The sequence below is a fragment of the Duganella levis genome (assembly GCF_009857605.1).
Taxonomy (GTDB): Bacteria; Pseudomonadota; Gammaproteobacteria; order Burkholderiales; family Burkholderiaceae_D; genus Rugamonas; species Rugamonas levis.
The window spans coordinates 1-25,526 of record NZ_WWCT01000036.1; the positions used below are offsets into that span (position 1 = coordinate 1).

34 protein-coding genes are annotated in these 25,526 nt (G+C 59.9%); 9 read left to right on the forward strand and 25 right to left on the reverse strand.

Features of this window, described 5'->3' with window-relative positions:
• Positions 1-382: 382 nt before the first annotated feature.
• Positions 383-946: a recombinase family protein gene (locus GTP69_RS28325; protein ID WP_161049722.1), complete on the reverse strand. Its 564-nt coding sequence runs from the start codon at positions 944-946 to the stop codon at positions 383-385.
• Positions 947-1,028: 82 nt separating this feature from the next.
• Between GTP69_RS28325 and GTP69_RS31160 the strand changes: the two genes are divergently transcribed.
• The gene (locus tag GTP69_RS31160; RefSeq protein ID WP_202424606.1) at positions 1,029-1,424 is read left to right on the forward strand and encodes a hypothetical protein; all 396 of its coding nucleotides are present in this window, start codon (positions 1,029-1,031) and stop codon (positions 1,422-1,424) included.
• Positions 1,425-1,536: 112 nt separating this feature from the next.
• On the opposite strand, the gene GTP69_RS28335 is transcribed toward GTP69_RS31160, so the two are convergent.
• The 4 genes from GTP69_RS28335 to GTP69_RS28350 are packed head-to-tail and all read right to left on the reverse strand — an operon-like array spanning position 1,537 to position 2,823.
• Positions 1,537-2,088 carry a hypothetical protein gene (locus tag GTP69_RS28335; protein WP_161058015.1) on the reverse strand — a complete coding sequence of 184 codons (552 nt, stop codon included), beginning with the start codon at positions 2,086-2,088 and terminating at the stop codon, positions 1,537-1,539.
• Positions 2,085-2,309 carry a hypothetical protein gene (locus tag GTP69_RS28340; RefSeq protein ID WP_161049720.1) on the reverse strand — a complete coding sequence of 75 codons (225 nt, stop codon included), beginning with the start codon at positions 2,307-2,309 and terminating at the stop codon, positions 2,085-2,087. The genes GTP69_RS28335 and GTP69_RS28340 overlap by 4 nt, the downstream gene beginning before the upstream one ends.
• A complete protein-coding gene (locus tag GTP69_RS28345; RefSeq protein WP_161049719.1) occupies positions 2,306-2,575 on the reverse strand; it encodes a hypothetical protein in 270 nt (89 codons plus the stop codon). The genes GTP69_RS28340 and GTP69_RS28345 overlap by 4 nt, the downstream gene beginning before the upstream one ends.
• On the reverse strand, positions 2,572-2,823 hold the full coding sequence (locus GTP69_RS28350) for a hypothetical protein (RefSeq protein WP_161058016.1): 252 nt from the start codon (positions 2,821-2,823) through the stop codon (positions 2,572-2,574). Before GTP69_RS28350 ends, GTP69_RS28345 begins: the two co-directional genes overlap by 4 nt.
• A gap of 405 nt (positions 2,824-3,228) precedes the next feature.
• Between GTP69_RS28350 and GTP69_RS28355 the strand changes: the two genes are divergently transcribed.
• Together GTP69_RS28355 and GTP69_RS28360 are read left to right on the forward strand one after the other, a co-directional pair.
• On the forward strand, positions 3,229-3,927 hold the full coding sequence (locus tag GTP69_RS28355; protein ID WP_202424607.1) for a DUF4145 domain-containing protein: 699 nt from the start codon (positions 3,229-3,231) through the stop codon (positions 3,925-3,927).
• Positions 3,928-4,275, forward strand: coding sequence for a Rap1a/Tai family immunity protein (locus tag GTP69_RS28360; protein WP_161049717.1), 348 nt, complete (start codon positions 3,928-3,930; stop codon positions 4,273-4,275).
• Positions 4,276-5,189: 914 nt separating this feature from the next.
• Here the strand turns inward: GTP69_RS28360 and GTP69_RS28365 are convergent.
• From GTP69_RS28365 to GTP69_RS31545, 16 genes are all read right to left on the reverse strand, one after another.
• A complete protein-coding gene (locus tag GTP69_RS28365) occupies positions 5,190-5,741 on the reverse strand; it encodes a hypothetical protein (protein WP_161049716.1) in 552 nt (183 codons plus the stop codon).
• Positions 5,742-5,944: 203 nt separating this feature from the next.
• Positions 5,945-6,343, reverse strand: a complete 399-nt coding sequence (locus GTP69_RS28370; protein WP_161049715.1) for a hypothetical protein — start codon at positions 6,341-6,343, stop codon at positions 5,945-5,947.
• Between the two features lie 357 nt (positions 6,344-6,700).
• A complete protein-coding gene (locus GTP69_RS28375) occupies positions 6,701-7,060 on the reverse strand; it encodes a DUF2280 domain-containing protein (protein ID WP_161049714.1) in 360 nt (119 codons plus the stop codon).
• Positions 7,061-7,098: 38 nt separating this feature from the next.
• A complete protein-coding gene (locus tag GTP69_RS28380) occupies positions 7,099-7,431 on the reverse strand; it encodes a hypothetical protein (RefSeq protein ID WP_161049713.1) in 333 nt (110 codons plus the stop codon).
• Between the two features lie 115 nt (positions 7,432-7,546).
• Positions 7,547-8,098, reverse strand: coding sequence for a hypothetical protein (locus GTP69_RS28385; RefSeq protein ID WP_161049712.1), 552 nt, complete (start codon positions 8,096-8,098; stop codon positions 7,547-7,549).
• A gap of 121 nt (positions 8,099-8,219) precedes the next feature.
• A complete protein-coding gene (locus tag GTP69_RS28390) occupies positions 8,220-8,852 on the reverse strand; it encodes a DUF6651 domain-containing protein (RefSeq protein WP_161058017.1) in 633 nt (210 codons plus the stop codon).
• A gap of 336 nt (positions 8,853-9,188) precedes the next feature.
• Positions 9,189-9,452 (reverse strand): hypothetical protein, encoded by a 264-nt coding sequence (locus GTP69_RS28395; RefSeq protein ID WP_161049710.1) that lies wholly within the window; start codon positions 9,450-9,452, stop codon positions 9,189-9,191.
• Positions 9,449-10,108: a hypothetical protein gene (locus tag GTP69_RS28400; RefSeq protein ID WP_161049709.1), complete on the reverse strand. Its 660-nt coding sequence runs from the start codon at positions 10,106-10,108 to the stop codon at positions 9,449-9,451. The genes GTP69_RS28395 and GTP69_RS28400 overlap by 4 nt, the downstream gene beginning before the upstream one ends.
• Before the next feature lie 116 nt (positions 10,109-10,224).
• Positions 10,225-10,617 carry a hypothetical protein gene (locus tag GTP69_RS28405; protein ID WP_202424608.1) on the reverse strand — a complete coding sequence of 131 codons (393 nt, stop codon included), beginning with the start codon at positions 10,615-10,617 and terminating at the stop codon, positions 10,225-10,227.
• Entirely contained in the window at positions 10,617-10,838 is a 222-nt protein-coding gene (locus GTP69_RS28410) for a hypothetical protein (RefSeq protein ID WP_161049708.1), read from the reverse strand. Before GTP69_RS28410 ends, GTP69_RS28405 begins: the two co-directional genes overlap by 1 nt.
• Before the next feature lie 102 nt (positions 10,839-10,940).
• Positions 10,941-11,918, reverse strand: coding sequence for a hypothetical protein (locus GTP69_RS28415; RefSeq protein ID WP_161049707.1), 978 nt, complete (start codon positions 11,916-11,918; stop codon positions 10,941-10,943).
• A gap of 133 nt (positions 11,919-12,051) precedes the next feature.
• Positions 12,052-12,726, reverse strand: a complete 675-nt coding sequence (locus tag GTP69_RS28420) for a hypothetical protein (RefSeq protein ID WP_161049706.1) — start codon at positions 12,724-12,726, stop codon at positions 12,052-12,054.
• A complete protein-coding gene (locus tag GTP69_RS28425) occupies positions 12,723-14,084 on the reverse strand; it encodes a tyrosine-type recombinase/integrase (protein WP_161049705.1) in 1,362 nt (453 codons plus the stop codon). The genes GTP69_RS28420 and GTP69_RS28425 overlap by 4 nt, the downstream gene beginning before the upstream one ends.
• A 265-nt stretch (positions 14,085-14,349) precedes the next feature.
• Positions 14,350-14,877, reverse strand: coding sequence for a DUF2726 domain-containing protein (locus GTP69_RS28430; protein ID WP_161058018.1), 528 nt, complete (start codon positions 14,875-14,877; stop codon positions 14,350-14,352).
• Positions 14,878-14,928: 51 nt separating this feature from the next.
• Positions 14,929-15,279 (reverse strand): HdeA/HdeB family chaperone, encoded by a 351-nt coding sequence (locus tag GTP69_RS28435; protein WP_161058019.1) that lies wholly within the window; start codon positions 15,277-15,279, stop codon positions 14,929-14,931.
• A gap of 165 nt (positions 15,280-15,444) precedes the next feature.
• Positions 15,445-16,005 carry a hypothetical protein gene (locus GTP69_RS31545; RefSeq protein WP_229261190.1) on the reverse strand — a complete coding sequence of 187 codons (561 nt, stop codon included), beginning with the start codon at positions 16,003-16,005 and terminating at the stop codon, positions 15,445-15,447.
• On the opposite strand from GTP69_RS31545, the gene GTP69_RS28445 reads away from it, so the two are divergent.
• Together GTP69_RS28445 and GTP69_RS28450 are read left to right on the forward strand one after the other, a co-directional pair.
• The gene (locus GTP69_RS28445) at positions 15,974-16,360 is read left to right on the forward strand and encodes a S41 family peptidase (RefSeq protein ID WP_161058021.1); all 387 of its coding nucleotides are present in this window, start codon (positions 15,974-15,976) and stop codon (positions 16,358-16,360) included. The two genes, GTP69_RS31545 and GTP69_RS28445, sit on opposite strands and share 32 nt — an antisense overlap.
• 76 nt (positions 16,361-16,436) lie before the next feature.
• On the forward strand, positions 16,437-17,543 hold the full coding sequence (locus GTP69_RS28450; RefSeq protein ID WP_161058022.1) for a Gfo/Idh/MocA family protein: 1,107 nt from the start codon (positions 16,437-16,439) through the stop codon (positions 17,541-17,543).
• On the opposite strand, the gene GTP69_RS28455 is transcribed toward GTP69_RS28450, so the two are convergent.
• Entirely contained in the window at positions 17,536-18,180 is a 645-nt protein-coding gene (locus tag GTP69_RS28455; RefSeq protein WP_161058023.1) for a hypothetical protein, read from the reverse strand. The genes GTP69_RS28450 and GTP69_RS28455 overlap by 8 nt on opposite strands.
• A gap of 60 nt (positions 18,181-18,240) precedes the next feature.
• Between GTP69_RS28455 and GTP69_RS28460 the strand changes: the two genes are divergently transcribed.
• A complete protein-coding gene (locus GTP69_RS28460) occupies positions 18,241-18,606 on the forward strand; it encodes a DUF5710 domain-containing protein (RefSeq protein ID WP_161058024.1) in 366 nt (121 codons plus the stop codon).
• 43 nt (positions 18,607-18,649) lie between these two features.
• Positions 18,650-19,723: a class I SAM-dependent methyltransferase gene (locus GTP69_RS28465; RefSeq protein WP_161058025.1), complete on the forward strand. Its 1,074-nt coding sequence runs from the start codon at positions 18,650-18,652 to the stop codon at positions 19,721-19,723.
• Here the strand turns inward: GTP69_RS28465 and GTP69_RS28470 are convergent.
• Positions 19,720-20,604, reverse strand: coding sequence for a LysR family transcriptional regulator ArgP (locus GTP69_RS28470; RefSeq protein WP_161058026.1), 885 nt, complete (start codon positions 20,602-20,604; stop codon positions 19,720-19,722). The two genes, GTP69_RS28465 and GTP69_RS28470, sit on opposite strands and share 4 nt — an antisense overlap.
• Positions 20,605-20,691: 87 nt before the next feature.
• On the opposite strand from GTP69_RS28470, the gene GTP69_RS28475 reads away from it, so the two are divergent.
• Together GTP69_RS28475 and GTP69_RS28480 are read left to right on the forward strand one after the other, a co-directional pair.
• Positions 20,692-21,297, forward strand: coding sequence for a LysE/ArgO family amino acid transporter (locus tag GTP69_RS28475; RefSeq protein WP_161058027.1), 606 nt, complete (start codon positions 20,692-20,694; stop codon positions 21,295-21,297).
• 109 nt (positions 21,298-21,406) lie between these two features.
• A complete protein-coding gene (locus tag GTP69_RS28480) occupies positions 21,407-23,725 on the forward strand; it encodes a putative bifunctional diguanylate cyclase/phosphodiesterase (protein WP_229261191.1) in 2,319 nt (772 codons plus the stop codon).
• On the opposite strand, the gene GTP69_RS28485 is transcribed toward GTP69_RS28480, so the two are convergent.
• Positions 23,718-24,035, reverse strand: coding sequence for a hypothetical protein (locus tag GTP69_RS28485; RefSeq protein ID WP_161058028.1), 318 nt, complete (start codon positions 24,033-24,035; stop codon positions 23,718-23,720). The genes GTP69_RS28480 and GTP69_RS28485 overlap by 8 nt on opposite strands.
• Positions 24,036-24,060: 25 nt before the next feature.
• Positions 24,061-25,374 carry an NRAMP family divalent metal transporter gene (locus GTP69_RS28490; protein WP_161058029.1) on the reverse strand — a complete coding sequence of 438 codons (1,314 nt, stop codon included), beginning with the start codon at positions 25,372-25,374 and terminating at the stop codon, positions 24,061-24,063.
• Positions 25,375-25,526: the final 152 nt, after the last annotated feature.

The following is a 25,526-nucleotide window of genomic DNA, read 5'->3' on the forward strand; positions in this document are numbered from 1 at the left end:
AGCTCAACTCAAACTACAGGAAAGGAGCGAAGGACCAAACTAATCCCAGCATAACCCCGAAAAATTAATCGAAGAGTGGGTCAGAATTCGATGCAAATTCCGGGTCAGAATACAGTGCAATCTAACACCAAGTACTATGTTCGGGACCTAGGAGTGCTTTTAGCGAACCCTGAATGCAATCTCCAAGTGCACGTAAAATGCGTGAATTTAGACGCACCGCTGAACATGCGCCTATTCTGCTCGGCCAGCGCCACCGTTCCGGCGATTTTTTCGCCATTGGGAAGGGAGAGTGACTTCCAGCCAATTACCGGCGACGCTCCGACTAAGTGGGAAGAGTTGTCCGCCGGGCTTACCGCAGCGTTTCAGACCCATTAGCTTTGGGCTAGCATGCGACCACATTGAGGATATTGGCGCGAGAGACCTCGTACATGCGGGCCAACGCGCTAACGCTCTCGCCGGCCGAGTACTTGGCAATGATGTCAGCGCGCTGCTCGGGAGTTGTCTTCGACGGTCGGCCCAGCGTCTTACCTTCACTCTTTGCGCGTGCCAGGCCAGCTTGCGTGCGCTCCACCAGCAAGTCACGCTCCATCTCTGCGACGGCGGCCAGCATGGTCAGCATCATCTTGCCGGCCGGCGACGTTAGGTCCAGCTTGCCCAGTTGAAGCACAATGACGGCAATCTTGCGGCTGGCCAGCAGCTTGACCGTGGCGCCGACGTCTTGCGCGTCGCGGCCCAGGCGGTCCAACTTCGCCACCACCAGTGTTTCACCATCCCGAATCTGACCGAGCAGCGCGGCGAATTGCGGGCGCTGGGTGGCGCTCGTCTTGCCGCTGATGGTGTCGGCAAACCAGAAATCCACCTGATGGCCTGCGGCTTGAATCTCGATGCGCTGATTGTCTGCGCTCTGTTCGGTGGTGCTGACGCGGCCGTATGCGAAGGTTGCCATGGTGTCTCTCCGGTTAAGACTGTTAGAAAACACTGTTAGAATATATCCACCTGTTAGAAATTGCAAGGGATATATTTCCAACATGGCTAATGCTTCCCTTTCATGGATGTTAGAAATCGTTCGTTTTCTAACACCGGTAATGTTGCATATTTTTAACCGATGTATCCTATTAAAAATAGGTGTATTGTTAACAACTAGGCCCATGGGGGGCTATTTGTTAGGAGAGCTTATGCTGGTCTACACGCTGTTGGAAAAAGAGAATACGGAGGAACTCCATCTCTTCGAAGGAGAAATGCTTAATACCAATCCGGAAACTTGTAATGTTCCGGCGAAGTCAATTTGCAGAAAAATGAACAAGTCGGAGAGCTCTGACACAAAATTCGCCTGCCAAGATGAAGTTGCAGCACGCAAGGCATGCGCTTCGCGAGGACGAATTGTCTGTGGCACCTGTGTAAGTCATTTGTACACAGACTATTAAAGCACCGAACTCCATTAGAGCACTCAGGGGGGTAGCGTTTCGCTACTCCCTTGCCAGAACAATAAGGGGGTGCTGTTTTGCCACCCCCCTTGCTTTCCAGCGCCAGCAGCGATTACAACCCCATGCGCCACTCGCCGCACGCGCGCTGGCCGCCGAGCACCTTCTCCACGATACGCTGCAGGTAGTCCAGTCTGCCGGCCAGGTCTGCTGCGCAGGCCACCGGGTCATGCACCTGTAGAACTATGCCCGGGTCAGCGGCGCCAACGTCTATGCTCATGCCCACGGCCTGCGGCGCCGGTGACTGGTCGAGCGCGCGAGCGGCGGCCTCCTCGATGGTAGCGACCAGCTGCGGCCGTACCCTGGCGAATAGCTCCGCAACCGTCAGGCCGCTCGGCAGCAGGCGGTCGACCTCGCACCACACTTCCAGCCGGCCGGCCACGCGCTCGATGGTTGTGCGCAGCTTCAGTACCTCGGGCCCGCGCCGCGCCATAGCGATGCGGATTTCGCCGGCCCACTGCCTATCACCGACAGCCTGGCGCTCGTCCGCGACTCGACAGGCATCTGCATGGGACACGCCTAACAGCAGCGCCAGCCCGCGCTCGTTGAACACGTCGAACAGCGCTTCCCCTATGACGGGGTCTGTGGTCATCTGCGGGCGGTTCATTTCGCACCGCCGTCGTCGCTGACCAGCTTGATGTGGCCAGCCGGCGCCGGCTCCCGTTCAAGCGGGAACATTTTGGCGACCATGTTGGCGAAGTCGACGATGTCGGCGCGCCAGTAAGGCGCCGTGGCGCGGTAACGCTGCAGCAGCTTGTTTTCGTCGGACGTCAGCGTGGGGGGCACCAGTGCCAGGGCGGCGGCCTCTTCCTTCGAAGGCGTTTTCATGCGGCACCTGCGCTTTCTGCCTGCGCGCGGCGCCAGATGGCGTGGCCCTCAGCTTGGCCGGCGTAGTAAGCATCATCCTCGGCGGTGGCCGGGTCGTAGAGCTTGGGAATGCGGCGGCCGTCGATACGGAATTTCAGCGCAGCCAGCACGCCTTGTTTATAGGCGGCGCTGCGCGGGTCGCGCGGCTGGCTGAAGGCGGCGGCGAACAGTTCATCAGCGGTGGACCCGGTGGCCGGCGCGCTACTGGTGGTGGAAGTCGCGCTCATTGGGCACCTCCGGAGGCGCGGCCAGTCTGGAAGCTGCGGCCCCAGCTGTAATCACGCATGCGCTGCTCATCCATGATGAAGCCGGCCTGCCTTGCGATGGCGCGCGCGAAGCCGGCGCCGTCGATAAAGTGGTCGTGCACGTGAGCGGCGGCGCGACGGTCGGCGGCGCGGATGCCTTCGCCATGGCGCTCCCACCAGGCGCGCAGCCAGAGCATGTGCGAGCACAGCGTCTCGACTTCATAGCGCATGAGCTGGGCCTCGGTGAGGCGGTCGCCGTCGGCAGGTGCGAGCAGCGCAACGCTCGCGCGCGGCGGAGTGACGGTCAGCGGGGAGTTGTTGCGGGATTGTGCGTGCGCCGTGCTGGCGCTGGGCGTGGTGGTACCTGGCATGGTGTTGCCTCCTGTGCGGTTGCTAGACCGCTCACCTCGTCGCCAAACGGGGAGAGCAGCAAATGGTGGGGTTGGCGAACCGGCGCACAGGGAAACCGGCATACCCGAAGGTATCCCCACCACCGCCGCTCATAGAAGACACAGTGATGCAACGGACGTAAAAAAACCGCCTAGGGAGGGCGGTCGTCCGCCCTGCGCAAATCGAGTCGCCAAACCCGGCACCGTCTTTGTCCGATGCCTTTTTAGAATAGGCTGCCGCTCAAGATGCGTCAAGCAATTTTATCTTCCTCAATCTCAAATGTAGTTGATTATCTCTTTGTTAACTATAATAATGTTTATTTTGGACGATTTAATATGATTCCGATGTTATCGCAAAACTTGGAGCTTCCACGCTGTCCACACTGTGCAGTCGCAAATCCAAACCTCGCAAAGTTGCACTGGGTCGAAACGACCAACCACGCTGGACAATTCAAGAGATTTTGGTACATGTATAGCTGTCGCAGATGCGGTGGTGTTGTCACTGGTGCCGGCCCGGCGCATCAAGGCCCAGCGACGGAAATCTATCCTTCCACGAGAGAGGTGGACATACAAATTCCTGAAAGGCCACGCGCCTATCTGCAACAAGCTCATGACAGCTTGCATGCGCCAGCTGGTGCGGTCATGCTGGCGGCGAGCGCAGTCGACTCGATGCTGAAGGCAAAGAATTATCCAGACGGTAGTCTGTACAACCGAATCGAAAGAGCCGTCGCGGACCACGTTCTGACAGAGGATATGGGTAAGTGGGCTCATGCCGTCCGTTTGGATGCGAACGACCAGCGCCATGCGGACGATGCTGCCGACTTGCCGAGTGAAGCGGATGCGCGCCGTGTCTTAGACTTCGCCCGCACTTTGGCGGAAGTTCTGTTCGTACTGCCAAGCCGAGTAGAGCGTGGCCTGCAAAATGAGCCACAAAATGGTGGGTAAATGAAAAAAATACTGCTGCTCGCATGGGTGCTGGCGTGGCCTTCTTCTGCCACAGCTGGTTTTGTTACTGGGTTTAATCTGAGTAAATGGGGAGATGCTCAAGATAGAATTATTGGCGGGAGAGGAACAGCTGTAGACTATCAGGATGCTGCCAACCTCTATGGTTATGTCACAGGCGTTCATGACGCGCTCGACGGTGTAGCATTTTGTTCGCCTGGTACTGCTCGGGCGGGGCAACTTATGGCCGTTGTGCACAACTATGTGAAACAGCATCCCGAACGATGGGACGAGGGCGCAAACTATTTGGTTGTGACGGCGTTAAAAGAGGCATTCCCCTGTAAAAAATAGTCCGCAGCAGGCACAAGTTTGTTAGCTACTGACCGGGAATAATCCGGTCAGTTCCAGCGCAGCGAGACGCTCCGAAATTGGGGGGGCGTGTGGCTGCCGTCAGAATTTTTTCGTTGGACGCAGCGGGTGTCGTTCCGCCAAACGAGACCAGGTGTTGCGAGTCGTTCAAACCTACTCGCAATTCTGCCCATGCGCAGAATTAGCGCGTTACCGATGTTCACTCGCGGCCGGTGGCAGCCCGGTACATGCGGGAAAATCCCGTATGTAGAGGCCACCCAAATACCGTTTGGCTGGGATTTGGGGTGACTATCTCGGCTTGCCGTTGCTACGGTTGCCACCAGACACACCGCCGGTAGTGCTCGGCCAGCCGCCAGCATTGCCCGGCCCCTTGCCCGCTCCAGCACCTGGTCTCGCAACGCCGCCGCTGGAATTGCCGCCAGCCGTGCTCTGCCGCGCCCCAGTGCTGGTGCCGCCCCCCTTGCTCGCATTACCACTCGTTCCGCTCTTGCCCATGACTCGCTCCTCAGAATGGCGACCGAATAGCCGCGCCCCATCGTAGACCAAACGTTTTGAGGATGGCGCAAGCCATGCCGCCAATGCTGTGTAGTTCGGGAAGCCGACGGCGGTAATTACCTGAAAATCTGGTATTGAGAAGGTGCCTACCAAATACCGGGGAAACCGGCATTTGCGGGTGAGTTTAAGTCCCTCGCAAATTGCCCAATACCTGGGTGGTTTCCAGCGCGCGCCCAACGCTTGGGCAACATCCGTTCAACGCTCGTTGTCGCCCAGCGGGCACCGGGTCGCATGCGAGTCGCATCCCACTGGGAACCTGCTGGGTTTTCGCAGGGTGCCGGCGGCCTGGCGCGCAAAGGTCCGTCGAAGGGGCTTGCAAGGGGCTTGGTTGAGCTCCATCATTACGCGTGAGCGGCTTCTCTGGTATTTAGTTCTTGGCGCTCTTGGTCGGTAAACCCGGGAAGCGCCACCGCCTGCAATATTGCTTCCCCGCCACGCATCAACCTGTCGAAATTCTTTTGCACAGCATCGGCTTCCGTGCGGCATTCGAGCAGCGCATGGTGGCTACGAAGGGCGCCAGCAGCCTCTAGAAATGCTACGCGTGCGGATTGCTCTAAGTAAAGACAGTTCTGAACATACCATTGTTGAGATTCAAATGCCGTTTTTTCCGCTGCTTCGGTGTGAAGTGCTTCGAACATTTGGCGCCACCATATGAACGCCTGTTGATGCACCTCTAGCCGTTTATCTACGGCCGCCATCCGAAGCTGATTTTTTAGCTTCGTTGCTTCTATTAGGATAGCGTTCTGTGTCTTCACCGACTCCACGATTTCTGTTATCGGTTGAATGTCTTCTCTGGTCGCTAGATTTGCACCTTTGGTCGAAAGATAGCTGCGTAAATAGGCTCCGACAAAAGCACCTATTGCTGCACCAATTGCTGCTGAAATACCATCCATGTGCGCCTCGAGAAGTTCAAATGGCAAATGTATATCAGGTCTTGTATTGTTCGACAACTGAGGGGCTGTTTTGGCATCCTAGATAGGTCATAAGTCACCTGCAACGCGTTGCAGGAGTGACAGGTGCCGTTGCCGGTGGCGTTGCGGTCGCCGTCGCGACGCCTCGCGAGCATTCGCGAATGGTAATGAGGAGTAGTGCGTTCCTAAAATTTCAGAAGCACGGCATCGGCAGCAGTATGGGATTTCCCATACCGGGATTTTCCCGGTTCGTGCTGGGCGCAAATACGGGATATTCCCGGGTTTAGAACTGCGTGGGGCGATATGGGATTTTCCCCACTTCGGGGCGATGCAGGATTTCCGGCATCGGTTGCGAGTATTTGACGGAAGCGGCTAACACCAGCTACCCGTCCCAGCTCAGCGAGCCGGCGGCTGTACGGTAAGGACGGTTCGCCACCTCCGCAGAAATAGCGCAGCATGGTGCTCGCATCGACCGGAGGAGTGGCGACCGAGCCGCTAGAACGGATGGCGGCGAGTGGCACCAGCGGCGCATCGGTGAAAAAGTCATCGTTGAGCAGGTGCTGCAGTTGGGCGGTGGCGGTCATTACCTCCAATTTTACCGCGCTCAGCTGCGCACCTTGATGCGCACTTACTACGATTGAAAATGATCAATTTCTTTAAGAAATCAAGGTGTTACCTGCGCACAAAAAAGCGGGAATCTCCCTGTAAAATAAGGGTAAATGCAACGAGTACTAAGCGGGAGTGGTGAAGCGATATAAACAGATAACGCTATATCCAAGTATCGGCCCTTCTGGCCTTCACTTAGGAGTTTCTCATGCGTTCCATCATTCGTATCGTTTCTATCTTGACCTTGGCCAGTGTTCTGGTGGGTAGTGCCACCATGTCCGGCCTGCATAGCTCGCAGACCATCGCGCCTTGTTACGCTCGCCCGGAGCATACCCTCAATGCTCACTGGTCTCGCGCGCGGCCTGCTCCAGCACCTTGATAGCCAGCGGCAGGTTTCCGGCCGCCTCGGCCTGCTCGGCGACGCGCTGGAGCACTTTGAGTCGATACGACCGGCAGGCGATGGGGATGTTCTCCACCTCGGCCAGTAGCCTCGCGCGCGTCTCGTAGAACATCTCCCGCCAGTGCGCGCCCAGCTTGGCGCCGGCGCGCCGCTCAGGGTGCCACGCCTCGATACGCTGGCGGGTTAGCACCAGGCCGAAATTCACCTTGACGGAGGCGGCCACCTGCTCAGGGGTGTCAAAGCACGCGAGCCCTTGCAGGATATGTATTGCGACAGCGGTAGGAATGTTGGCCATGGTGCGAATCGGTCAAGCTGGGTAAAGGTGGAAGCGGGTCATTCGTCCACAAACGGGCCGATGCGGTCGAACAGCTGGCGCAGCGCTGGCAGGCCGGCGGCGTCGCATGCCTCCCTGGCCATGGCGCCGATGCGGGGCGTCATATCGCCGCGCAACAGCAGGGTTTCCAGAATGTCGCACTGCTTGTAGCCGCCGGCGCGCGCAGCAGCCAGGATGCCGGCCACGGCGTCGCGGGCGAACTGCATGCCCTCGGCCGGCACCTGCTCGGCGCCCATATGACCGTCGCAGCGCAGGATGTCGCCGCAGATGACCAGAATCTCAGGGCCGCCCAGGTTGGCGGGTTCGCCGTTGCGGTAGGTGGTGGTGTTCATGTGGTTGCTTTCTGCCCATGTGGGCGGTGATGTGATTACGCCGGCAGCAGTACTACGGCGCCTTCCAGCTCGATGACGTTGGCGGCCTGCCGTCGTGCGCTCCATTTGATGTGTATCAAGCGCCTTGATTGTTGCGCAGCCTTACCGACGCACGAGCATTGTAAGAATGAAGCAGGCCTTCCAGTTCGGATACCATGTCTTTGACTTTCTCCAGCTCAAAGCCTCCAGCGCCGGTGATTTCAGCCTTGCCCGTGCCCTTACACGGGACACAGATGCGGCGGTCCTTTGAGTTGCCGCTGCCGCTGCACGCCGGACACTTCCCGTCGAGCCAGTAGGCCAGCGAGCGCTCGGCTACGCGGCGGTACAGAGCTTGCGCGGCCTGAGCATCCCAAGCTGTGCCTTCCTTTACCCACTTGCGCTCGCGGCCCTTCTCGATAACGCGCGCAGTCCAGATGCGCAGCAGCTGCGCGAGGTTGGCGGTACCCGACTCGAACAGCTTTTGCTGCGTGCCGTCAGCGTACTTCACGCGCGACAGCAGCGAGCCAATGCCGGCGCCGGTGGTGTCGGCCAGCGCGGCGGCGCACAGCGCATCGGTGGCGTGGTGGTGTTCATCGTCACGCAGGTCAGAAGAATTGACAGCATGCAGGTATCTGTTAGCAAAGCCCATGTAGTACGCTCCTCGGTTTGTGGCTGGAAGGCCGTAAATCGGGCCGCTGTGGCCCGAACGGCTCTTGCATAGTGGGTTGGTATAGCTGAGCAGCGCCAGCCGCTCAGCGGGCCGATTTCGGTCAGTCCGATATCCTGCCGCCCGATTTGACGAAGCTGTGGCGGTCGGTCTGGGGCATTTGGTCGAATGCCGCGCGGGTGATGGCCTTTCCGCCGGCCGGTGGTGCTGACGCTACCGGTTTGCCTGCTGGCGCAGCAGGGCCATCAGCGATGCGGCCACCTTGGGCCATGAATTTGCCCTTGCTCTCAGGTGGCAGCGAGTCGAATTGCGCGCGGGTGATGGTGCTGCCGGCCTGCTGCCGACCGGCCGGCGCTGCTGCACCTGGCGCAGCGCCGGCGTCAGGCTCGCGCTGAATCATGCCCTTGCGCTCGTAACGGTCGACCAGCTGCGCGAATGCCTCGTTGAAGTCGGCGGCTTCGCCATGGCGCGTAGGCGAGTACAGCTGGATGCCAAGCTTGTCGACGGCCACCAGCTTGCCGGCCTCGATGCGGAAGGAGTCACCGAAGAAGGATGCGGCCACGTCGGCCGGCAGCTTCAAGCCAGTCATCACCGGCGAGGTTTCGAAGTGTTTGCCCAACGCCAGCTTCCAGGCGGCGGGGGCGTCGAATGCCTCTTCGCGGCCATTGGCGTGCACGTAGACCGGCATGCCGTTGCGGACGACGGCCGAGCCGTCTTTGTTCAATTTCAGTTTCATGGTCTTGCCTCTCAGTTCAAGTTCCGGGTACCGCCCGGCCGGTTGTTTGTTCATCGGTGGCCCACTACCGACGAAAATCGTCGTCAGTCATGAGTACAGGTGGCAGGCGCTCGGCGGCGGGCCGGTGGCCTGTACGAACTCGCCTCGGTCTCCGCACCAGGTCGCAGCCGGATGGTCGTTATCCCATTGGCGCTGGAAGTCGCGACTCCCCGCTGGGGGGGGGGCGGCGTTGGGGAGACTTCCGCCACCGGCGGGTGTTGGCGCCGATGTCGCGCTGCTCAATTGCCGGCGCTGGTCGGCGGGGCGGGTGTTCAAAATGGTTTGCATACTCGCGCGTTACGCCAGCCGCCACATGCGCGTGCCGAAGCCGGAATGCTGGTGCTCACCGAATACGCGGTCGACCAGCAGGCCCTTGCGTACCAGCGCGGAGAGGCAGGCGTTTGCACCGCCGGCGGCGCAGATGCCGCGCGAGGTGTTCCAGCCGCCCAGCTCTTTGACGGCGGCGAGGGTCCGAATTTGGGCGTCGGTCAGCGACGAAATTTTGTCATCGGTCGGCGGAAGGTTATGGGCTTCACCAGGAAACAGCGGTTTCGTGTTCATTGCGTCATTACTTTCTGCCCATCGGGCGTTTGTGATTCGGCCGGTGCTGCTGGGCGTCGTTGCGTCGTCAAATTCCGAACTGCAGATGGCTTCTCTAGATGGTGCCCGTCAGACGGGCTAAGGGAAGTGCGCAAAACACCTCTCATTGGCCCGCCAGACGGGCCAATGGATGGTGCCTCTAGCCCGCCAGACGGGCCAATAGCCGGTGCTATACGCCCGCCAGACGGGCTAAGGCTTGCGTTTTTCTGAGGCCCGTTTTCTCGGTACGCTCCACGCTCGAATGCGGCGGTAACACCGGCGTCGTAGCCATCAAGTTTGTCCAGCGCATACCAGGTGAGGGCGTACCAACTGGCCTTGTTCGGCCGCTGTCCTTTGGCTGTTTCGAAGATAAATCCGGCCTCAAGCAGTTCGCGCTTGGCCCGCGTGATAACGTCCTTGCTTGTCCAGCCACGCGGCTCCAGGTACGCATAGGAGCCCAACAGGCGGCCATTGTTGTCGCGGACATACTGGCGCGCGAACTCAAGCAGCAAGCCGCGCGCAGGATGCGATAGGCGGGCGTAGGCGGGGCAATCAAGGACGGACCATGGCAGAGCCACGAACCCGCCGCCGTCGCGCCCTGAGTCGCCTTTCTTGCGGTTGCTGCGGTCGATACCCATTCAGCCTCCGCAGCCTTTTAGGCAAGCGCCCACCAGCGCCAGCAGGACCACCAAACCGGGCGATGGTGGCGGCAGCGGGCGCAGCGCGGCAGCGCGCAGGCGGTGGACGGCGCCAATCATCGGCCGCCCTTGCGGTCGCGCAGGCGCAACCAGGCGTTGATGGCGCGGCGGTCGGCGTCGTCAAGCTCGTAGATGCCAGGCCAGACCTGGCGGCCATCGCGGTCGATGCAGGGCGTGCGGCGGCAAGAGGCGCGAAGGCCACGGCGGCGCAGCTCGGCAATGAGCTCCGGGCCATTGCTGGCGCCGGCGATATGGTCGATTTCCTCGCGGCGACGCGCGCGCAGCAGCAGCGAGTGGATTACGCGCAGGTGGCGAGGGTTATCGGTGCCCGAAAAATGTGCAGATGGTGTAGAATCTGCAGCAGGTTTAGATGCTGGGAATAGGTCCGGTTCTGCTTGGCGGCGGCCGGACTTTTTCTTTGGGCGGTCGCCCGGTGGTGGGCGGTCCATTACGCCTCCGAGCTCAGCGCGCGGGCGACGCCGGCCAGAGGCCACATGAGCATTTTGCCGCGCTTGATGGGGCGCACGCCGTAGCACTCGCCGGTGAGGCAGTGATTCTTCAGGACGGTTTGGGTGGCACGGCACATGGCGCGCGCGAACTCGGCAGTGGTGATGTGGTCACGGCCTTGAGCGACGGCGGCCAGCGCTGGGGGAAGCGAAACTGTTTGCATGTGATGCACTCCTGTAGCCCCGTTTTCACGGTATGAGTGCATCATTTCCGGCTTATTGATTTTCTCCGATATTCGCGCGTAACCACGCGAGCCGGTGCGTCGTTACGCGTCGCCGCGCGTTGCTGCGCGTGCCAACCTTTCGCTCAAGTTACGCTTCCTGAAGCTCCGAACAACCTCGCCATCTTGGTACTTGATTTCCTTTTCATCCGGGCCAATCAGGCAACCAAATTTCTTCTCCGACAGCTTTACAAGTTCCGTCCAGACGCTCGTGGTGTCGCTTGGGTTGATTGCCAACTTACAAGCTTCAGCAATTTCGGCATGCAGAATCGCCTTTGAACGGGATTTCAAAGTGTGCCTTGAAGTGGAGGGTTCCGCATTATCCATGCTGCTCCCCGCCAGCGTTTTCGATTGCGCATTAGGTGCTGGTGCTTTTGTGGCGGGGGTTTCAATGTCCTTGATGTCCGTCATCAGGGCTTGCAAGTCGTCTGCGGTCAAAAGCTCTTTTGGGTACCGAGCATCTTCCAGCGCCCAAATATGTCCGTCCAGGTGTTGCTGGTTGCCATTGCGCTCTATAATCTTCACCGGCGCGCCCGGCCGGTAGCCCCAGCGCGGGAATGGTTCAGAGCCCCGCTCCAGCACCGATTGCAGTGTGCCAGGCATTGCACGCACGAGGCCATTGCGTGAGCACGCTAGGCGTTCGGTATCGCGTACTTTCAAGCGTTCGCGTATGTGCCGGAGTTGTGCACCATCCTCGTCAATCTGCATTCGGACTGCCTTGACGGCATCGGTATCCATTGGCTGCTCCCATTCTGTTGGCTTAACCAGCCCCTGAATGTATTGAAGGTGTCGCTTTAGTTGCGCTTCACCAGCGGCAATGCTTTTCTCCAGCCGCTCTCGCTCCTGATTTTCCAGCCACGCGCCGTTTGCTCGATGCCATTCGTCCCCCGCGTCAAAAACGAGGCCGTCGAAATAGAAGTACATCGGAAAGCATTTGTGTAGGGCGAATTGCAGCACTTGCCGGGGTGTTTGGCCCCATCGCGCAGCCAGCTCCGCGACCGTGAGTGTTATCGGTTCAATCATTGGCACCCCTTCAGGTGTCGCCCTCATGAAATAGGTGCTGCAACCAGGTCGGTGAAGGAGCCGACTTTTCCCCCGCTAAAGGTAGACTGCAGCGTAAATCGTGCCTGATACGGTCAGGCGGCCGGACGACGGCTTAGGGGCGAACGCGCGTCTGTGGCGACGTTGGCCAGCCCTTTATTGCAGATGGCAGCATCGCATCCAGTTCTTCGCAAAGCTCTCCGCGCTTAGCGAGTAAGTCTGCAAGCGCTTGGACGCGCGCCCAAACCTCCTCGCGCCGGAGCATCGCCTCAGTACTTATTCTGGCATGCTCAAGCTCTTTAGGGCTTGGCAGTAGGCCGGCCAGCGCCAGCGCTTTGGGGATATCATGGCCCTGCACGTCGTCAGTATCAAATTCAAAATCGAAGCCGACTACAAGCGACCACGTACCTTCGCCGGCGCAAATCGCGTCCGCAATAGGGCCTGCCAGAAGATTACACAGGCTTACGCGAACATCCTTTCGCATCTGGGTCAGCGTGTTTTTTACGTTTGCTCTAATCCCAGCAGCTTTCTTGAGGTCGGCATCAAAGCTGTTCGTCTGACGCTCAATCGCGCGCGCGTAGGACTCGAATGCTGCCCTGTCCGATGCGTAGCATTTCGCGTCCTCGTCCCACCATATAAACTCGCGGCGCACATTGAAGCCTTCGATTACACAAAACCCGGCCTCGGCGCCAAGCACAATTTGCTGCACGAACGCACCTCCGAGAGCGGCTATCACCGCATGTGCTGCCTCATGAATACAGAGTGTGCGGCGCTCTTCTGGTGACATCATGAAGCGACCACGCGTAATCCTGCTGGCGCTTGTTGGAACTGGATGCCAGCCTGCTCCAGCATCCACGCCTCAATCTGGTCATGGAACTTGCGCAGCAGGTCCAGCGGCCGGCGGCGATAGTGTTTCTCCGCCAGCGCGCTGGGCTTGTGGCCCATGATTTGCGCTGACACGCCGCTTGGCGTTTCCGTCCACTCGCATAGTGTACCGAAGGACCGGCGCAGCCCGTGCAATGTCAGATGGGGAAGGCCGGCCGCTTTCAGCGCTTCATTGTGCGCAATACGGGGCTCAGCCAGCCGGCCGCTATCGGACATGGCGCTGCTGAATACCCATGGTGACGGCGCCCATTCTGGCGGCGGACGCCGGCCGCTGCGCAGCTTCCTCGGCGCCGGTGGCGTGTTGTTGATGCGCTTCAGCGTCTCTAGCTGTGCGGCGAGATACGGCGTCAGCGGGATGATGCGCGTTCCCTCCACCTTGTCGCGGATGGACAGGCTGCGCCACTTGAAATCCACATCATCCCAGCGAAGCGCCGCCATTTCCTCGCGCCGTGCGCCGGTGATGAGCAGGGCTTGCAGATAGGTGCTGATGGTCGGGCTGCCGATTTTGAGGACCGCAGCGAACCAGTCGGCCAGCTGCTCGCGCTGTAGGCAGTCACCCTCTTTGGTTTTGACTGGCGGCAGTGCGTCGCGGACAGTGCGCGCAGAGTAGGCATCGGCCGGGACCAGGCCGGAGTACTCGGGCACGTCTGCCGCCCAGCGGATGAACCCGCGCAACAGCCTGTAGCTCAGCGCTGCAGACGTTGGCCGGCTCTCTGATTCCTTCTTCAACCAGTGTGCAATGCACTCGCCGTTCAAATCGGTCAGCAGTTTGGGAAGGAGTGCCGCGAGAGGCTTGGCGCGGGTTTCCCCCTCGCCCCGCTTTTTCTGCTGGCCGCCCTTGTCGGCAAGCTTCACGTGGTCGGCGTAGGTGAGGGCGCCCCATTTGTGCTTTCTGGCCTCCAGGTACACCGGCCAAGCGTCGCCAAGCGTGACGTCTTTCCGCCGCTCCTCCAGGTGGGCCGCATCAGCTTGGGCGCGCTGGTCGGCGCGCACCTGGCGCGGGTCGATGCCCTGGTCGGTCTGTGCCTTGTGGCGAGTGGCCTCGGCCTGAGCCTTCGCCACCGTCCACGTCCGAATGTCGCCGATGGTGATGCGGATGGTTTTCCCGTCCAGCCGGGTTTCGAATATATACGAGCGCGCGCCGGCGGCAGTGACCCGCAGGCCCAAGCCCGGCGTCTTCGCATCCCACATGATGCTCTGTTGTTTGCCGGCTTCGCATTGAAATGCGGCCACCCGGTCGGCTGTGAAATTGACCTTTGCCACCCGTCGATTCTCCCTGTGTAGGCGCCATGTAGGCACTGTGTAGGCAAATTCTAGCAAATTAAGGGAAACAATCGGGAAGTTTCGGCGGCTGGATTGCCGTAGAAAACAGCGTTTCCCCTATGAGACTGGGAATTTTAGGCGGAGAAGGGAAACCATGGAAATGCTCAGACGGGCGGACTCATAATCCTTTGGTGCGCGGTTCGACTCCGCGAGGGCCTACCAATTTTTAATAGCTGCTCTTGGGCAGCTATTATTTCATCTGGCGTTAGATTTTCTGCGCCGTCTGGGGCGTCAGCCCCGCTACTTTCTTGAATGCGTTCTCAATGTCCTGGCGTAGCTGATCCGGTGAGGGATAGTTGCGGTAGCGGATGGTCTGGTAGCCGGCGTTTCTGAGCATGGCGTCGCGGTCCGCATCTTTCGCGATTTTATTGTCGTGGGTGCTGTCGTCCAGTTCGATCACGGCGATCGGTGTCAGAGTTTTGGTGCAGATCAGGAAGTCGGCGATTTTGCGATCGTAGCGGTTGCGGTCGTGGTGGTCGCTGGTGGTCAGCAGGGCGGCCAGCGGCACTTGAGCAAACACAGTGCAGTCGGTGAGGGTTTCCGTCAGCCGGAAGAACATTTGCTGTTCGCGCGCAGTCAGCGGCCTGCGTGGCTGGACCTTCAGCTGGCTGAGCGGCTTGAGTTTGCTGCGCTTTTTCGGGATAAGCGAGATTGCAATCAGTATCCCGATGGTGGCGGCGATCAGTAATGCTGTGCTGTTCATGTCGAACCGTAAATAATTGTCTTGCGGCAATTTTACAGTTCGACATGCTTTCAATTCTCATGCTTTGTAACAGCCGGCCATTTATTTGGCTTTGGTGGCCTCGTGCTGCTGGCGATATGCCTTTTCGGAGGCGACGCTGCTGGCAATGACTTTGTCGTAGGCCGACTTGGTCAGGTTGATCGAGCAGAATTTGTCGAGCTCAGGCTTGATCTTGTCGATGGCCACTTCTTCAAACACCGCTTCTTTCTTGCCGTTCTGGCCGTGGCCGACGACGTAGTAGATGAAGCGCGGCTTGATGGTTTCGTCCAGGGAGATGTAATCGGCGCAGGTGGTTTTGACGATGGGTTTGGCGTGGTCGGCACTCTGGGCCATGGCGGCACTGGCGGTCAGGGTGGCGAGCGTCAATGCTGCAATGTGGGCGATAACTTTCATGGCGAAACTCCTGAGAAAAGGTTGGGTTTTTGATTGTTTTCGTGGCTGCGCAGCGACCAATTCAGCTTAAGTTTGGTCATTTAGAAATCACTTAAATGCCGATCTGCCTTAGGACTGGCAGTAGACCCGCCCGGAAGTAATGTTACTATTCCTGCATCTTCAACTTCATTCGAAGGCAGAAATGATTCCGTTTTCTCGCATGGTGCTGCTGGCTGCTTTGAGTTTTGCCGGGTGGTACAGGCGGCAGAATTTGACGATGGCGCGCGCACCAAGCTGATTGAAGAATACGCGCAGAAGCTGCAAGATACCTACGTTTTCCCTGCCAAAGGCAAGCTGTTGGCCGATAGTCTGCGAAGTCACCTGAAGCATGGCGACTATGCCGGGCTGGAGGAAAAAGCCTTGGCGGAACAGGTGCAAAAGGATCTGGACGCGATCGTGCCGGATCAGCACAACGGTCTGGTGTATGTTGAGTTTGATGCGTTGGAGGAGCCGCCACCACCACCGCCCAAGCCGGCTGTGCCGGTTGCGCGTCCGGGGCCGGACAATTTTGGCCTGGCCAAATTCGAGATGAAGGGCAAGGTGGCGTATCTGCAGGTCAGCCGCTTCGGGCCAGTGGATGCATTTGCCACCGAGGCGCTGGCCAAGGTGATGTCGCAGGCGGCTGACAGCCAGGCCATGATTGTCGACTTGCGCGATGGACGAGTTGGACCGCAGTGGCAAGGTCACCGATTCATTCATCACCACCACCAAGCTGACCGGGCCACGCTATGGCAGCCAGCGTCCGCTATATATTCTGGTTGACGAAGAAACCGCATCGGCGGCGGAAGCTTTTGCCTACGGTTTGCAGAAGCAGAAGCGGGCGGTAGTTGTCGGCCGCAAGACTTCTGGTGGCGCGCACAAGCAGTTTGGCGAACCGGTGTCGCATCACCTGATTGCTTTCGTGGCGATTGGCCGCAGCGTCGATCCGGTCACCAAGGCCAACTGGGAACGCACTGGCGTGCAGCCGGACGTCGAGGTGCCCGCCGCGCAGGCGCTGGACGTCGCCTTGGCGCAAATCGCGAAAGCCCCTGGCGCTCAATAAATTCCGCTCCAGATGATCCTGCGCATTGCATCTATACTAAAATTGCCTCATACCCCATTAAAAGAGGAGTGAGGAGATGATTGATTTGAATCGACGCGGGCTTGTGTTGGCTGCTGGTAGCGCTATCACGGTGTCGGCGGTGGGTTTGCCGGTGTTGGCGGCGACGCCGGAGCGGAAGTTGGGTTATGCGATTGTCGGGCTGGGCGGCTATGGGCTGGGGATTATCATTCCGCAGTTTAAGAACTGTCAGCACAGCAAGCTGGTGGCGCTGGTCAGTGGCGACCCGGTCAAGGCCAAGCGTGTCGCGGCCGAGTACGGCGTGCCGGAACGCAGCATCTACAATTACCAGAATTTCGATAGCATCAAGGACAATCCGGACATTGACGTGGTCTACGTCTGCCTGCCGGTCTCGATGCACGCCGAATACACCATCCGCGCCGCGCAAGCCGGCAAGCATGTGATGTGCGAGAAGCCGATGGCGGTGTCGTCCAAAGAGTGCGAAGCGATGATCGCCGCCTGCAAGAAGGCCGGCAAGAAGCTGATGATCGGCTACCGCTGCCACTTCGAGGCCAACAATCTGGAAGCGCGCCGCCGCGCCCGCGCCGGCGAGATCGGCAAGCTGCGCTACTTCCGTTCCGAGCACGGCTTCACCGCCGGCAATCCCAACTCCTGGCGCCTGAAGAAAGCCATGTCCGGCGGCGGTTCGCTGATGGATATCGGCATCTACGCGCTCAACGCCGCGCGCTATATGACGGCCGAGGAACCGATCGCCGTCTACGCCAAGGAAACCACCGACCGCAACGATCCACGCTTCCGCGAGGTGGAGGATATGATCGAGTTCGAGCTGGAGTTCCCATCCGGCGTCATCGCGTCCTGCATGTCGATGTACAGCGCCAACCAGAACCACATCCTGTTGATGGGCGACAAGGGCCGCATCGATATGGAGCCGGGCACGCGCTACGACGGCAACAAGCTGTGGGTCGGCCAGGACCGCAGCAATTTGATCACGCCGCCGCCGGGACCGGGCGCGACGCAATGGTCCGGCCAGCTGGACCATCTGTCGCTGTGCGTGATCAACAACAAGGAGCCGATCGTGCCGGGCGAGGAAGGCTTGCGCGATATCCGTATCGTCGAAGCGATCTACCGCTCGGCGCGCGAGCAGAAACGGATCGCGCTTATTTAGCCAGGTCTTCGACGGCGCGGATGTCCTGCATCGCCACCACCAGATCCGCGCCAGTTAAAAATTCCTTCAGCGGAAAGCCATCTTCCAGCGCCACTACCGAGCCTTCGACGATCGCCGCCGCGTCGCCGGCCGGGCGGTTGGGCGTGTGCGGCATGTAGGCGAATTGCGGGAAGCGGGTCTGGCCGCGGTCGGCGATTTCGTTGAGGCTGCGCGGCGCGGCGCGCAACAGGCCGTTGCGCACGCTGCGCTGGCGTTCTTCGCTACGCTTTTTCAGTAATTCGCCCAAGCGCGCGATTTCCTCGGTCAGCCGGTCCGATTCGGACTGCTGGCTTTGCATTTCCTCGTCGCTCAGCGCTTCTTCCCATTGCGTCAGCTTCAGCAGGCCGCGCTTGTGCATGGTCTGGCGCTGCAAGTCGATTTCCAGCGTGGACTGGCGCGTCTTGTGGCCTTCCAGCGCCTGCACGACGCTGACGTCGCCATTGGCGCGGTGCCACTTGTCGTTGAAGTCGAATACCAGGCCGTCAAAGTAAAAATACATCGGCAGCGCGTGTGGCGAGATCAGCACTTCCTGCGGCAGCAGATTCCAGCGCTCGGCCACTTCGGCCAGGGTCAGGGTGAGGGGTTCTATCGTAGGCATGCGCATATTTTCGCACACAGCCGGTAAAATAATCATCTTGCTGTCGGGGAGTGATTGAAGATGATGTTTTTAAAAGTGCCGTTCGCGGAAAAAGAAGAAGCCAAGGCGCTCGGCGCGCGCTGGAATAGCGAGCGCAAGTCGTGGTACGTGCCGGATGGCAAAGACACCGGCGCCTTCGAGCGCTGGCTGCCGCCTGGCGGTGCCGACTTTGTGCCGGCAGTGGCCAAGCCGTCGCTCAAGTCGCGTCCGGTGATGACGGATTCGTATGCGGGCAAGCCGGTCATCGGCCGCTTCTACATCGAGTTGCAGCATGACTGCGATCCGTTCGTGGTGTGCCCGGTGTGCGCGCCCAGGTTGGCCAGTTCAGGCTGGCAGGCGCATTACGAAGATGTTGCAAAGATGCTAAAGCCGTTGCGCCCGGCATGATGTTCTATTTACAAAACTGACGGGAAGTGCAATCCTCGTTCTGATGAATAGCACGACCCTGCAGCCCACCTTCCGTACTGAAAACCGGCCGGCCGAGCCGGTTCTGCGTTGCCGCCAGCCGGCTGATATCTTCGAGGCCTTGTTCCAGAGTATTCAGGGCGGCGAGGTCCACGCTCGTCCCACCTTGGAGCTGGCGCCCGGTTCGCCATTCCTGCCTTTCCTGGAAATCGGCTACGCGCTGCGCGCCTGCTTGGAAAAGCCGACCCGCCACGATTATCTGATCGAGCGCCTGCGTCCGCACCTGAGCGTGATGATTGGCACGCTGCCGGCCAGCATCCTGCCAATGGGCATGTTGCCCAAGCTGGCGCCACTGCCCGGTTTTCGCCCGCTGGAGGCCATTTCCGACGAGGAGGTGCGTGACTGGCTGATCCTCGAAGGCGGTCTGATCTACGGCGAAATGCAGCGCTTCGAGCTGGAAAACTACTTCGACGCCATCAAACCGTTTTTGTCGCCGGGCGGCGTGATGGTCGACTTAGGCAGCGGCCTGGGCAAGGTGGTGATGACTGCCGCGCTGACTTTACCCTTCACGCGCTGCGTCGGCATCGAGCTGATGAATTACCGGCACCGGCTGGCGCAGGAGCGGCTGATCAAGCTGCTGACGCTGACGCGTCAGGGGCTGGAATCACTGCCGCGACCGCTGACGCGCGATACGCCGCTGCTATTGCCATCCGGCCTGCCGGCCAGTGGTAGCCATTTGCTGGAATTGGGCTCGCGCATTGCCTTTGTCGAGAGCGATATGTTCAAGTTCGATGTGCGCGGCGCCAGTCTGGTGTTCTTGTACAGCACCTGTTTCGGCCCGCTGATGGACGTGATCAGCAACAAATTGGCGCGCGAATTGCAGGAAGGCGCGCTGGTCACTACCACCACCTATCCGATCAAGCATCCGGCGTTCCGGCTGCTGCAATCGCATGCGCCGGGCACGCTATCGTGGACCAGCGTGATGATTTACCAGCGCGTCGGCCCGCCGATGAATGAGCCGGCGTCGGAAGTGCGCTATCTGCACCAGCCGGACGTAGCGGCGTGGGAAGCCCGCGTGCGCGCCGAGTTGGCCGCTTAAAGCAGCCATTTGCGTGCAGTAGTGATCAAGTTATCTGACAATGCCCGCGTGAACGGAGTCTGGATGTCCCACATATGCCATATCAGCGGCACGTCCAGCCATTTTCCCGGCGCCAAGTCGACCAGTTGGCCTTGCTGGAGTTGCTGCTGGCATTGCGGCAGCGGCAGCATGCCGTAGCCAAATCCCGCTTCGACAAACCGCACATAACCTTCCGAGCTGGACAGCGCGTGGTGCGGATAACGGCCGGTGTAGCCGGTATGCTGGGCGATGAAACGGGTTTGCAGCATGTCCTTGCGATCGAAGGTCATCACCGGCGCGCGCTGGACGTTTTCCGCCGTCATGCCGTCCGGGAACCAGCGGGCGGCAAACTCCGGCGTCGCCACGCAAAAATAGCGCATGATGCCCAGCGGCGTGGCGGTGGTGCCGGGCACCTGGGCGGTTTCGCTGGTGACGCAGCCGAAAACCCGGCCTTCACGCAGCATGCTCAGCGTGTGGTCCTGGTCGTCCAGGCGGATCTGCAACATGCAGTCGCCACTATGCATCAGCGGCGTCACCGCTTCCTGTAGCCAGGTGGCGGCGCTGTCGGCATTGACGGCGATGGCGATTTCGGGGCGGACATCGAGCTCGCCGGGGCGTTTGTCCAGCGCCGATTCCAGCAGCCGCACCTGGCGGTAGTGGGCGATCAGGCGCTGTCCGGCTTCGGTCGGCGAGGGCGGCTGGCTGCGCACAATCAGCAATTCGCCGGCGCTGTTTTCCAGCATGCGAATGCGCTGCGACACCGCCGATTGGGTGATCGACAGGGCCGCAGCGGCCTTGTCAAAACTGCCATGATCGATCACCGCGTCCAGCGCGGCCAGTCCCCGATAGTCTACGCGGCTCATTAGCTCATCTAATATTTGGCAAATAAGATTAATTATACTTATCTTGCGGCGAGCCGTAATCTGGCGTTTTTTTGCACGGAGAAGGCCATGGAAGCCACCGCTTTTTTGAAAGGTATCGGTCTGGGCGGCAGCTTGATCGTTGCCATCGGTTCACAAAACGCTTATTTATTGCGGCAAGCGCTGAAGCGCGAATTTGTAATTACCTGCATAGCCATCTGTATTATCTGCGACGTGGTGTTAATTGGCGCCGGCGTAGCAGGCATGGGCCAACTGATTATGGAAGCGCCATCGCTGTTATTCTGGATAAAAATAGCCGGTGCCGGATTTTTGTTCTGGTATGGATTGCGTGCTGCGCGTTCAGCTATTAATCCTTCAGCGATGGCGGAAGATAAAAATACTACTGCGCCTGACCGCAAGACGGTTATCGCCGCCATGTTGGCCTTCAGTTTATTAAATCCGCACGTTTATCTGGATACGGTGGTGTTATTAGGTTCCATCGGCGGTCAACAACTTGGCGATGGTCGGCTCTATTTTGCTTTGGGAGCAATGTTGGCATCCATCCTATGGTTTAGCAGCCTGGGTCTCGGTGCGCGGTATTTGAGGCCGATATTTTCCCGGCCGAGTGCATGGCGAATTCTGGATGGGATTATCGCGGTGGTGATGTGGAGTCTCGCCATTTCGCTGTTTCTGTAGGGCATAAGCTCAAAACTGGCTAGTATGCGCTAATTTTTGGCATGATTCTCCCAGTTAGGCTTACAATGACATGGTCACCTGAACCGCGCCGCACCGGCGCCGCATGTCAATGAGCGCAGATCCAGGCTTTCTCACCGCGATGGTGGTGGAATTTACCGCCGATACCATCTTGAGCGCATTACTGATTTTCCTTTGGCTGATGCAGCGCAAGGAAAAGCACGCGCTATTCTGGGGTATCGGCCAATTGGCCATTATGGCGGGCGGTATCGTCTGGTTTGGCACTGCAGATTTTATGTCGCTGCAATGGCGACTATATTTAAGCGCTTTCTTTTTATCGGCCGGCATAGCGGGATATTGGTCCGGCACGCAATTCTTTATCGGAAAACTGCGCGCCGTGCATGTGCGTTGGATGGCGCCGGCTGTTCTCATCACCAGCGGGATATTTTATCTGCTGTGGAATATCGAAAATAACTGGCTGCCTCGCGGCAGTGCCGCCGCGCTGGGATTTATTATGTTGTGGGCGGGCACCCGGCTGGTCGGTATTAATAACCGCTACCGTTTCCTCGGCCTGACGTTGATGCTGCGGGGCGGTTTTAATTTATTCGCCGCCGTCAGTCTCAGTCAAGACATGTATGTGGTGTGGTTTATCGGTACCAGTTTGCTCAAGGTGCTCACGATGCTCGGCCTGGTCTACGCCGTGCAGGATGAAATCCAGCAGCGCTACGCCCGCACCATCGACAGCCTGAGCCACGGATTTCTGATCCGCGACCGACGCGGCTATGTCCACGTCGCCAACGAACGTTGCGCCAAATTATTAGGTTTTGATAATGCCCAGCAACTGATCGGCAAGCACGTCTGCGATCTGTTACCTGGCCTGTCGCGTGAAATGGCCGACCATTATTTCTTCCGTTTCGAAGCCGACGGCGTGCAATATCCGATTGCTGATACGGCAACATTTAAACTGCGTAACGGCAACCATCTGCCGGTTGAATTGCTGGGGTCGCCTTACATCGAGCGTGGCCGCTTGTACTGTCTGGTCCAGCTGCTAGACATCAGCGAACGCAAAAAGAAGGATGATCAGTTATTCCAGGCCGCCCGTGTCGACCCGGTGACCGGCTATTCCAACCGCCACGCCTTGTCGGATAGGCTGGCGCTGAAAGTGGCCAGGGCGGCCGAAAACGGTCGCGAATGCGCGGTGCTGTTCATCGATCTGGACAAGTTCAAGCGCGTTAACGATTCCTTTGGCCACGCCGCCGGCGACGAGTTGCTGCGCTCGGCCGCCCGCCGCCTGCACGCGCTGCTACGGCCGAACGACGTGCTGGCCCGCTTCGGCGGGGACGAATTCATTATTGTGATCCCGGACCTGGCGCCGAACAGCGCCGAGCAGACGGCGGCCGATTGCGCCGAGGCCATCATTGCAGCCATGGCGCGCGGCTTCGAGCTGTCCTATCACGCCATCAGCGTCACGGCCAGCATCGGCATCGCCTGCTATCCAAAACACGGAACCGATAGCGATACGCTGATACGCAATGCCGACATCGCGATGTACGAGGCCAAGAAAACCGGCCGTGGCGAACAGCGCATGTTCACCGAGGACATGAATGCGGTGGCGCGCGACGGCCTGGTGATCGACGGCGCATTACGTGGCGCCATCGAAGCTAACGAATTTTCGCTGGTCTACCAGGCCATCACCAATGCCCAGACCGGCAAGCTGACCAAGGTCGAGGCGCTGCTGCGCTGGAATAGTTCGCTGCTGGGGCCGGTTCCGCCGGACCGCTTCATTCCTGTGGCGGAAGACAGCGGCATGATTATCGAGCTGGGCACCTGGGTGCTGGATCAGGCCTGCCGCCAGGTCGGCCTGTGGAAGCAGAGTGCGCTGGACGACGTCACCATCAGCATCAACGTCTCGTCGTGGCAACTGGCCGATCCCGGCTTTGTCACGCTGGTGTCGCAGGCGCTGATCCGCAACGGCCTGTCGCCGCACCAGCTGGAACTGGAACTGACCGAGCGCGTGCTGATCGAGGACACCCTCAACGTGCAGACCGTGCTGGCGCAGCTGCGCGCGCTGGGCGTCGGCATTTCGCTGGATGATTTCGGCACCGGCTATTCCTCGCTCAGCTACCTGACCCAGTTTCACCTGAACACGCTGAAGATCGACCGCGCCTTCGTCATGGACATCGAGCATAGCGAACGCAGCAACAACCTGGTGCACGCGATTATCGCCATGGGCCACAGCCTCGGCTTGCAGCTGGTGGCGGAGGGCGTAGAGACCGCCGGCCAGGCCACCATTCTTGAACAGATGGGCTGTCACTATTTGCAGGGCTATCACATCGCGCGGCCGATTGCGCCGGATGAGCTATTGCGCTTTGCCGATAGTCGCGCTGCGGCGCTGGCGCAGACGCCGGCCCAGCCCGATTTCGTTATTTAGCGACCGGCACTTTCTGCGCCGCTTCGTCGTCGGTCAATATCCAGATGCGGTCGATATAACCCATGCCATCCACCGTGTAGTTGACCACGATGTCAGTGCCACGCACAGCCGCCGGCATTTCAATGCGATTGTCCTGATTGAAGATGCGCGCCGATGGCGATAGCTGGCGCGGCTTGCCGTCCAGCGTAATGTCCGGATAGTAGCCGGGCGTGAACTTGCCGCGCAGGATATTGGCGGGGAAGGGGCGGTCGATCGCAAAAGCCGGCAAGGCCAGCATGGCCGCCAATACCAGCGCGCTCAGTTTTCGCATCGTCCCTCCTGTGGAAAACGCCAGCTTACCCCAGCGTGCTGAACATCGCCACTACAGCGACTGCCATCACGCCGGTGCACAGCCAGCCCAGCACGCGCAGCCGGCGTGAAATCACCAGCTTGCCCATGACGGAAGACCGCGAGGCCAGCAGCATGACCACCACCATCACCGGCACCGCGATCACGCCGTTCAGCACCGCGCTCCAGAACAGCGCCTGGATCGGATCGATGTGGGTGAAGCACAGCGCCGTGCCCACCAGCGTGGCGCCGATGATGATGGCGTAGAACTTGCGCGCGCCGGCCAGTTGCAGCTCCAGGCTGTTCTTCCAGCGCATGGCGCCGGCGATGGCGTAGGCGGCCGAGCCGGCCAGCACCGGTACCGCCAGCAGGCCGGTGCCGATAATGCCCATGCTGAACAGCGCAAACGCGAAGTCGCCGGCGATCGGCCGCAGCGCTTCGGCCGCCTGCGCCGACGAGCTGATGTGGGTGATGCCGTGTGCGCCGAGCGTGGCGGCCGTGGTCAGCATGATGCACATCGCCACCAGGTTGGAAAAGCCCATGCCGGTGAAGGTATCGATCTTGATGCGCATCAGCTGCCCGGCGGCTTGGTCGTGGGCGCGCTTGAGCGGCTGCGCGTCCGGATCGGCGCGCAAATCCTCCACCTCCTGCGAGGCCTGCCAGAAGAACAGATACGGGCTGATGGTGGTGCCGAAGATGGCCACCACGGTGGTGATGTAGTCCTTGTTCCAGGCCAGCGGCGGCAGCACGGCGGCATGCAGGATCTGCAACCATGGCAGCTTGAGCGTGAGCGCGGTGACCACATAGGCCAGCAGCGCCAGCGTCAGCCATTTGAGCACGCGCACGTAGCTGCGGTAGGGCAGCATCACTTGCAGCACCGCCGACAGCACGCCGGCGCCGGCCGCATACCAGTGCGCGCCGCCGCCCAGCACCATGCTGGCGGCCTGGCCCATGGCAGCGACGTCGGCAGCGATATTGATGGTGTTGGCCAGCAGCAGCAGCCCGACCAGCGCGTACAGCAGCCAGGCCGGGAAATGGCGGCGGATATTGGTCGCCAGGCCGTGCCCGCTGACGCGGCCGATCTGCGCGCTGATGGCCTGGATGCCGACCATCAGTGGATAGGTCAGGATCAGCGTCCACACCATGCCGTAGCCGAACTGCGCGCCGGCTTGCGAATAGGTGGCGATGCCGCTCGGGTCGTCGTCGGCGGCGCCGGTGATCAGGCCGGGGCCGAGCTTGCTGAGCCAGCCCTTGGCGGCTCCCTTTGCAGCCGGCGGTGGCGCGGCGGCGTCGGGCGCCTGCGCGGGTACGTCTGTGTCCATGTTGTCTCCTGTTTGCTCCATGCTAGGGCGGCGCGGGTGGCGCTTCCGTGCGCAGCCGTACTGAGACTGCGTGAACAAGTGTTGCTGTGTCATCAAGATGTCACGCCGGCGTCATCGCTTGGTCACATGCGCTTCCTACAATCTTGCCAGTT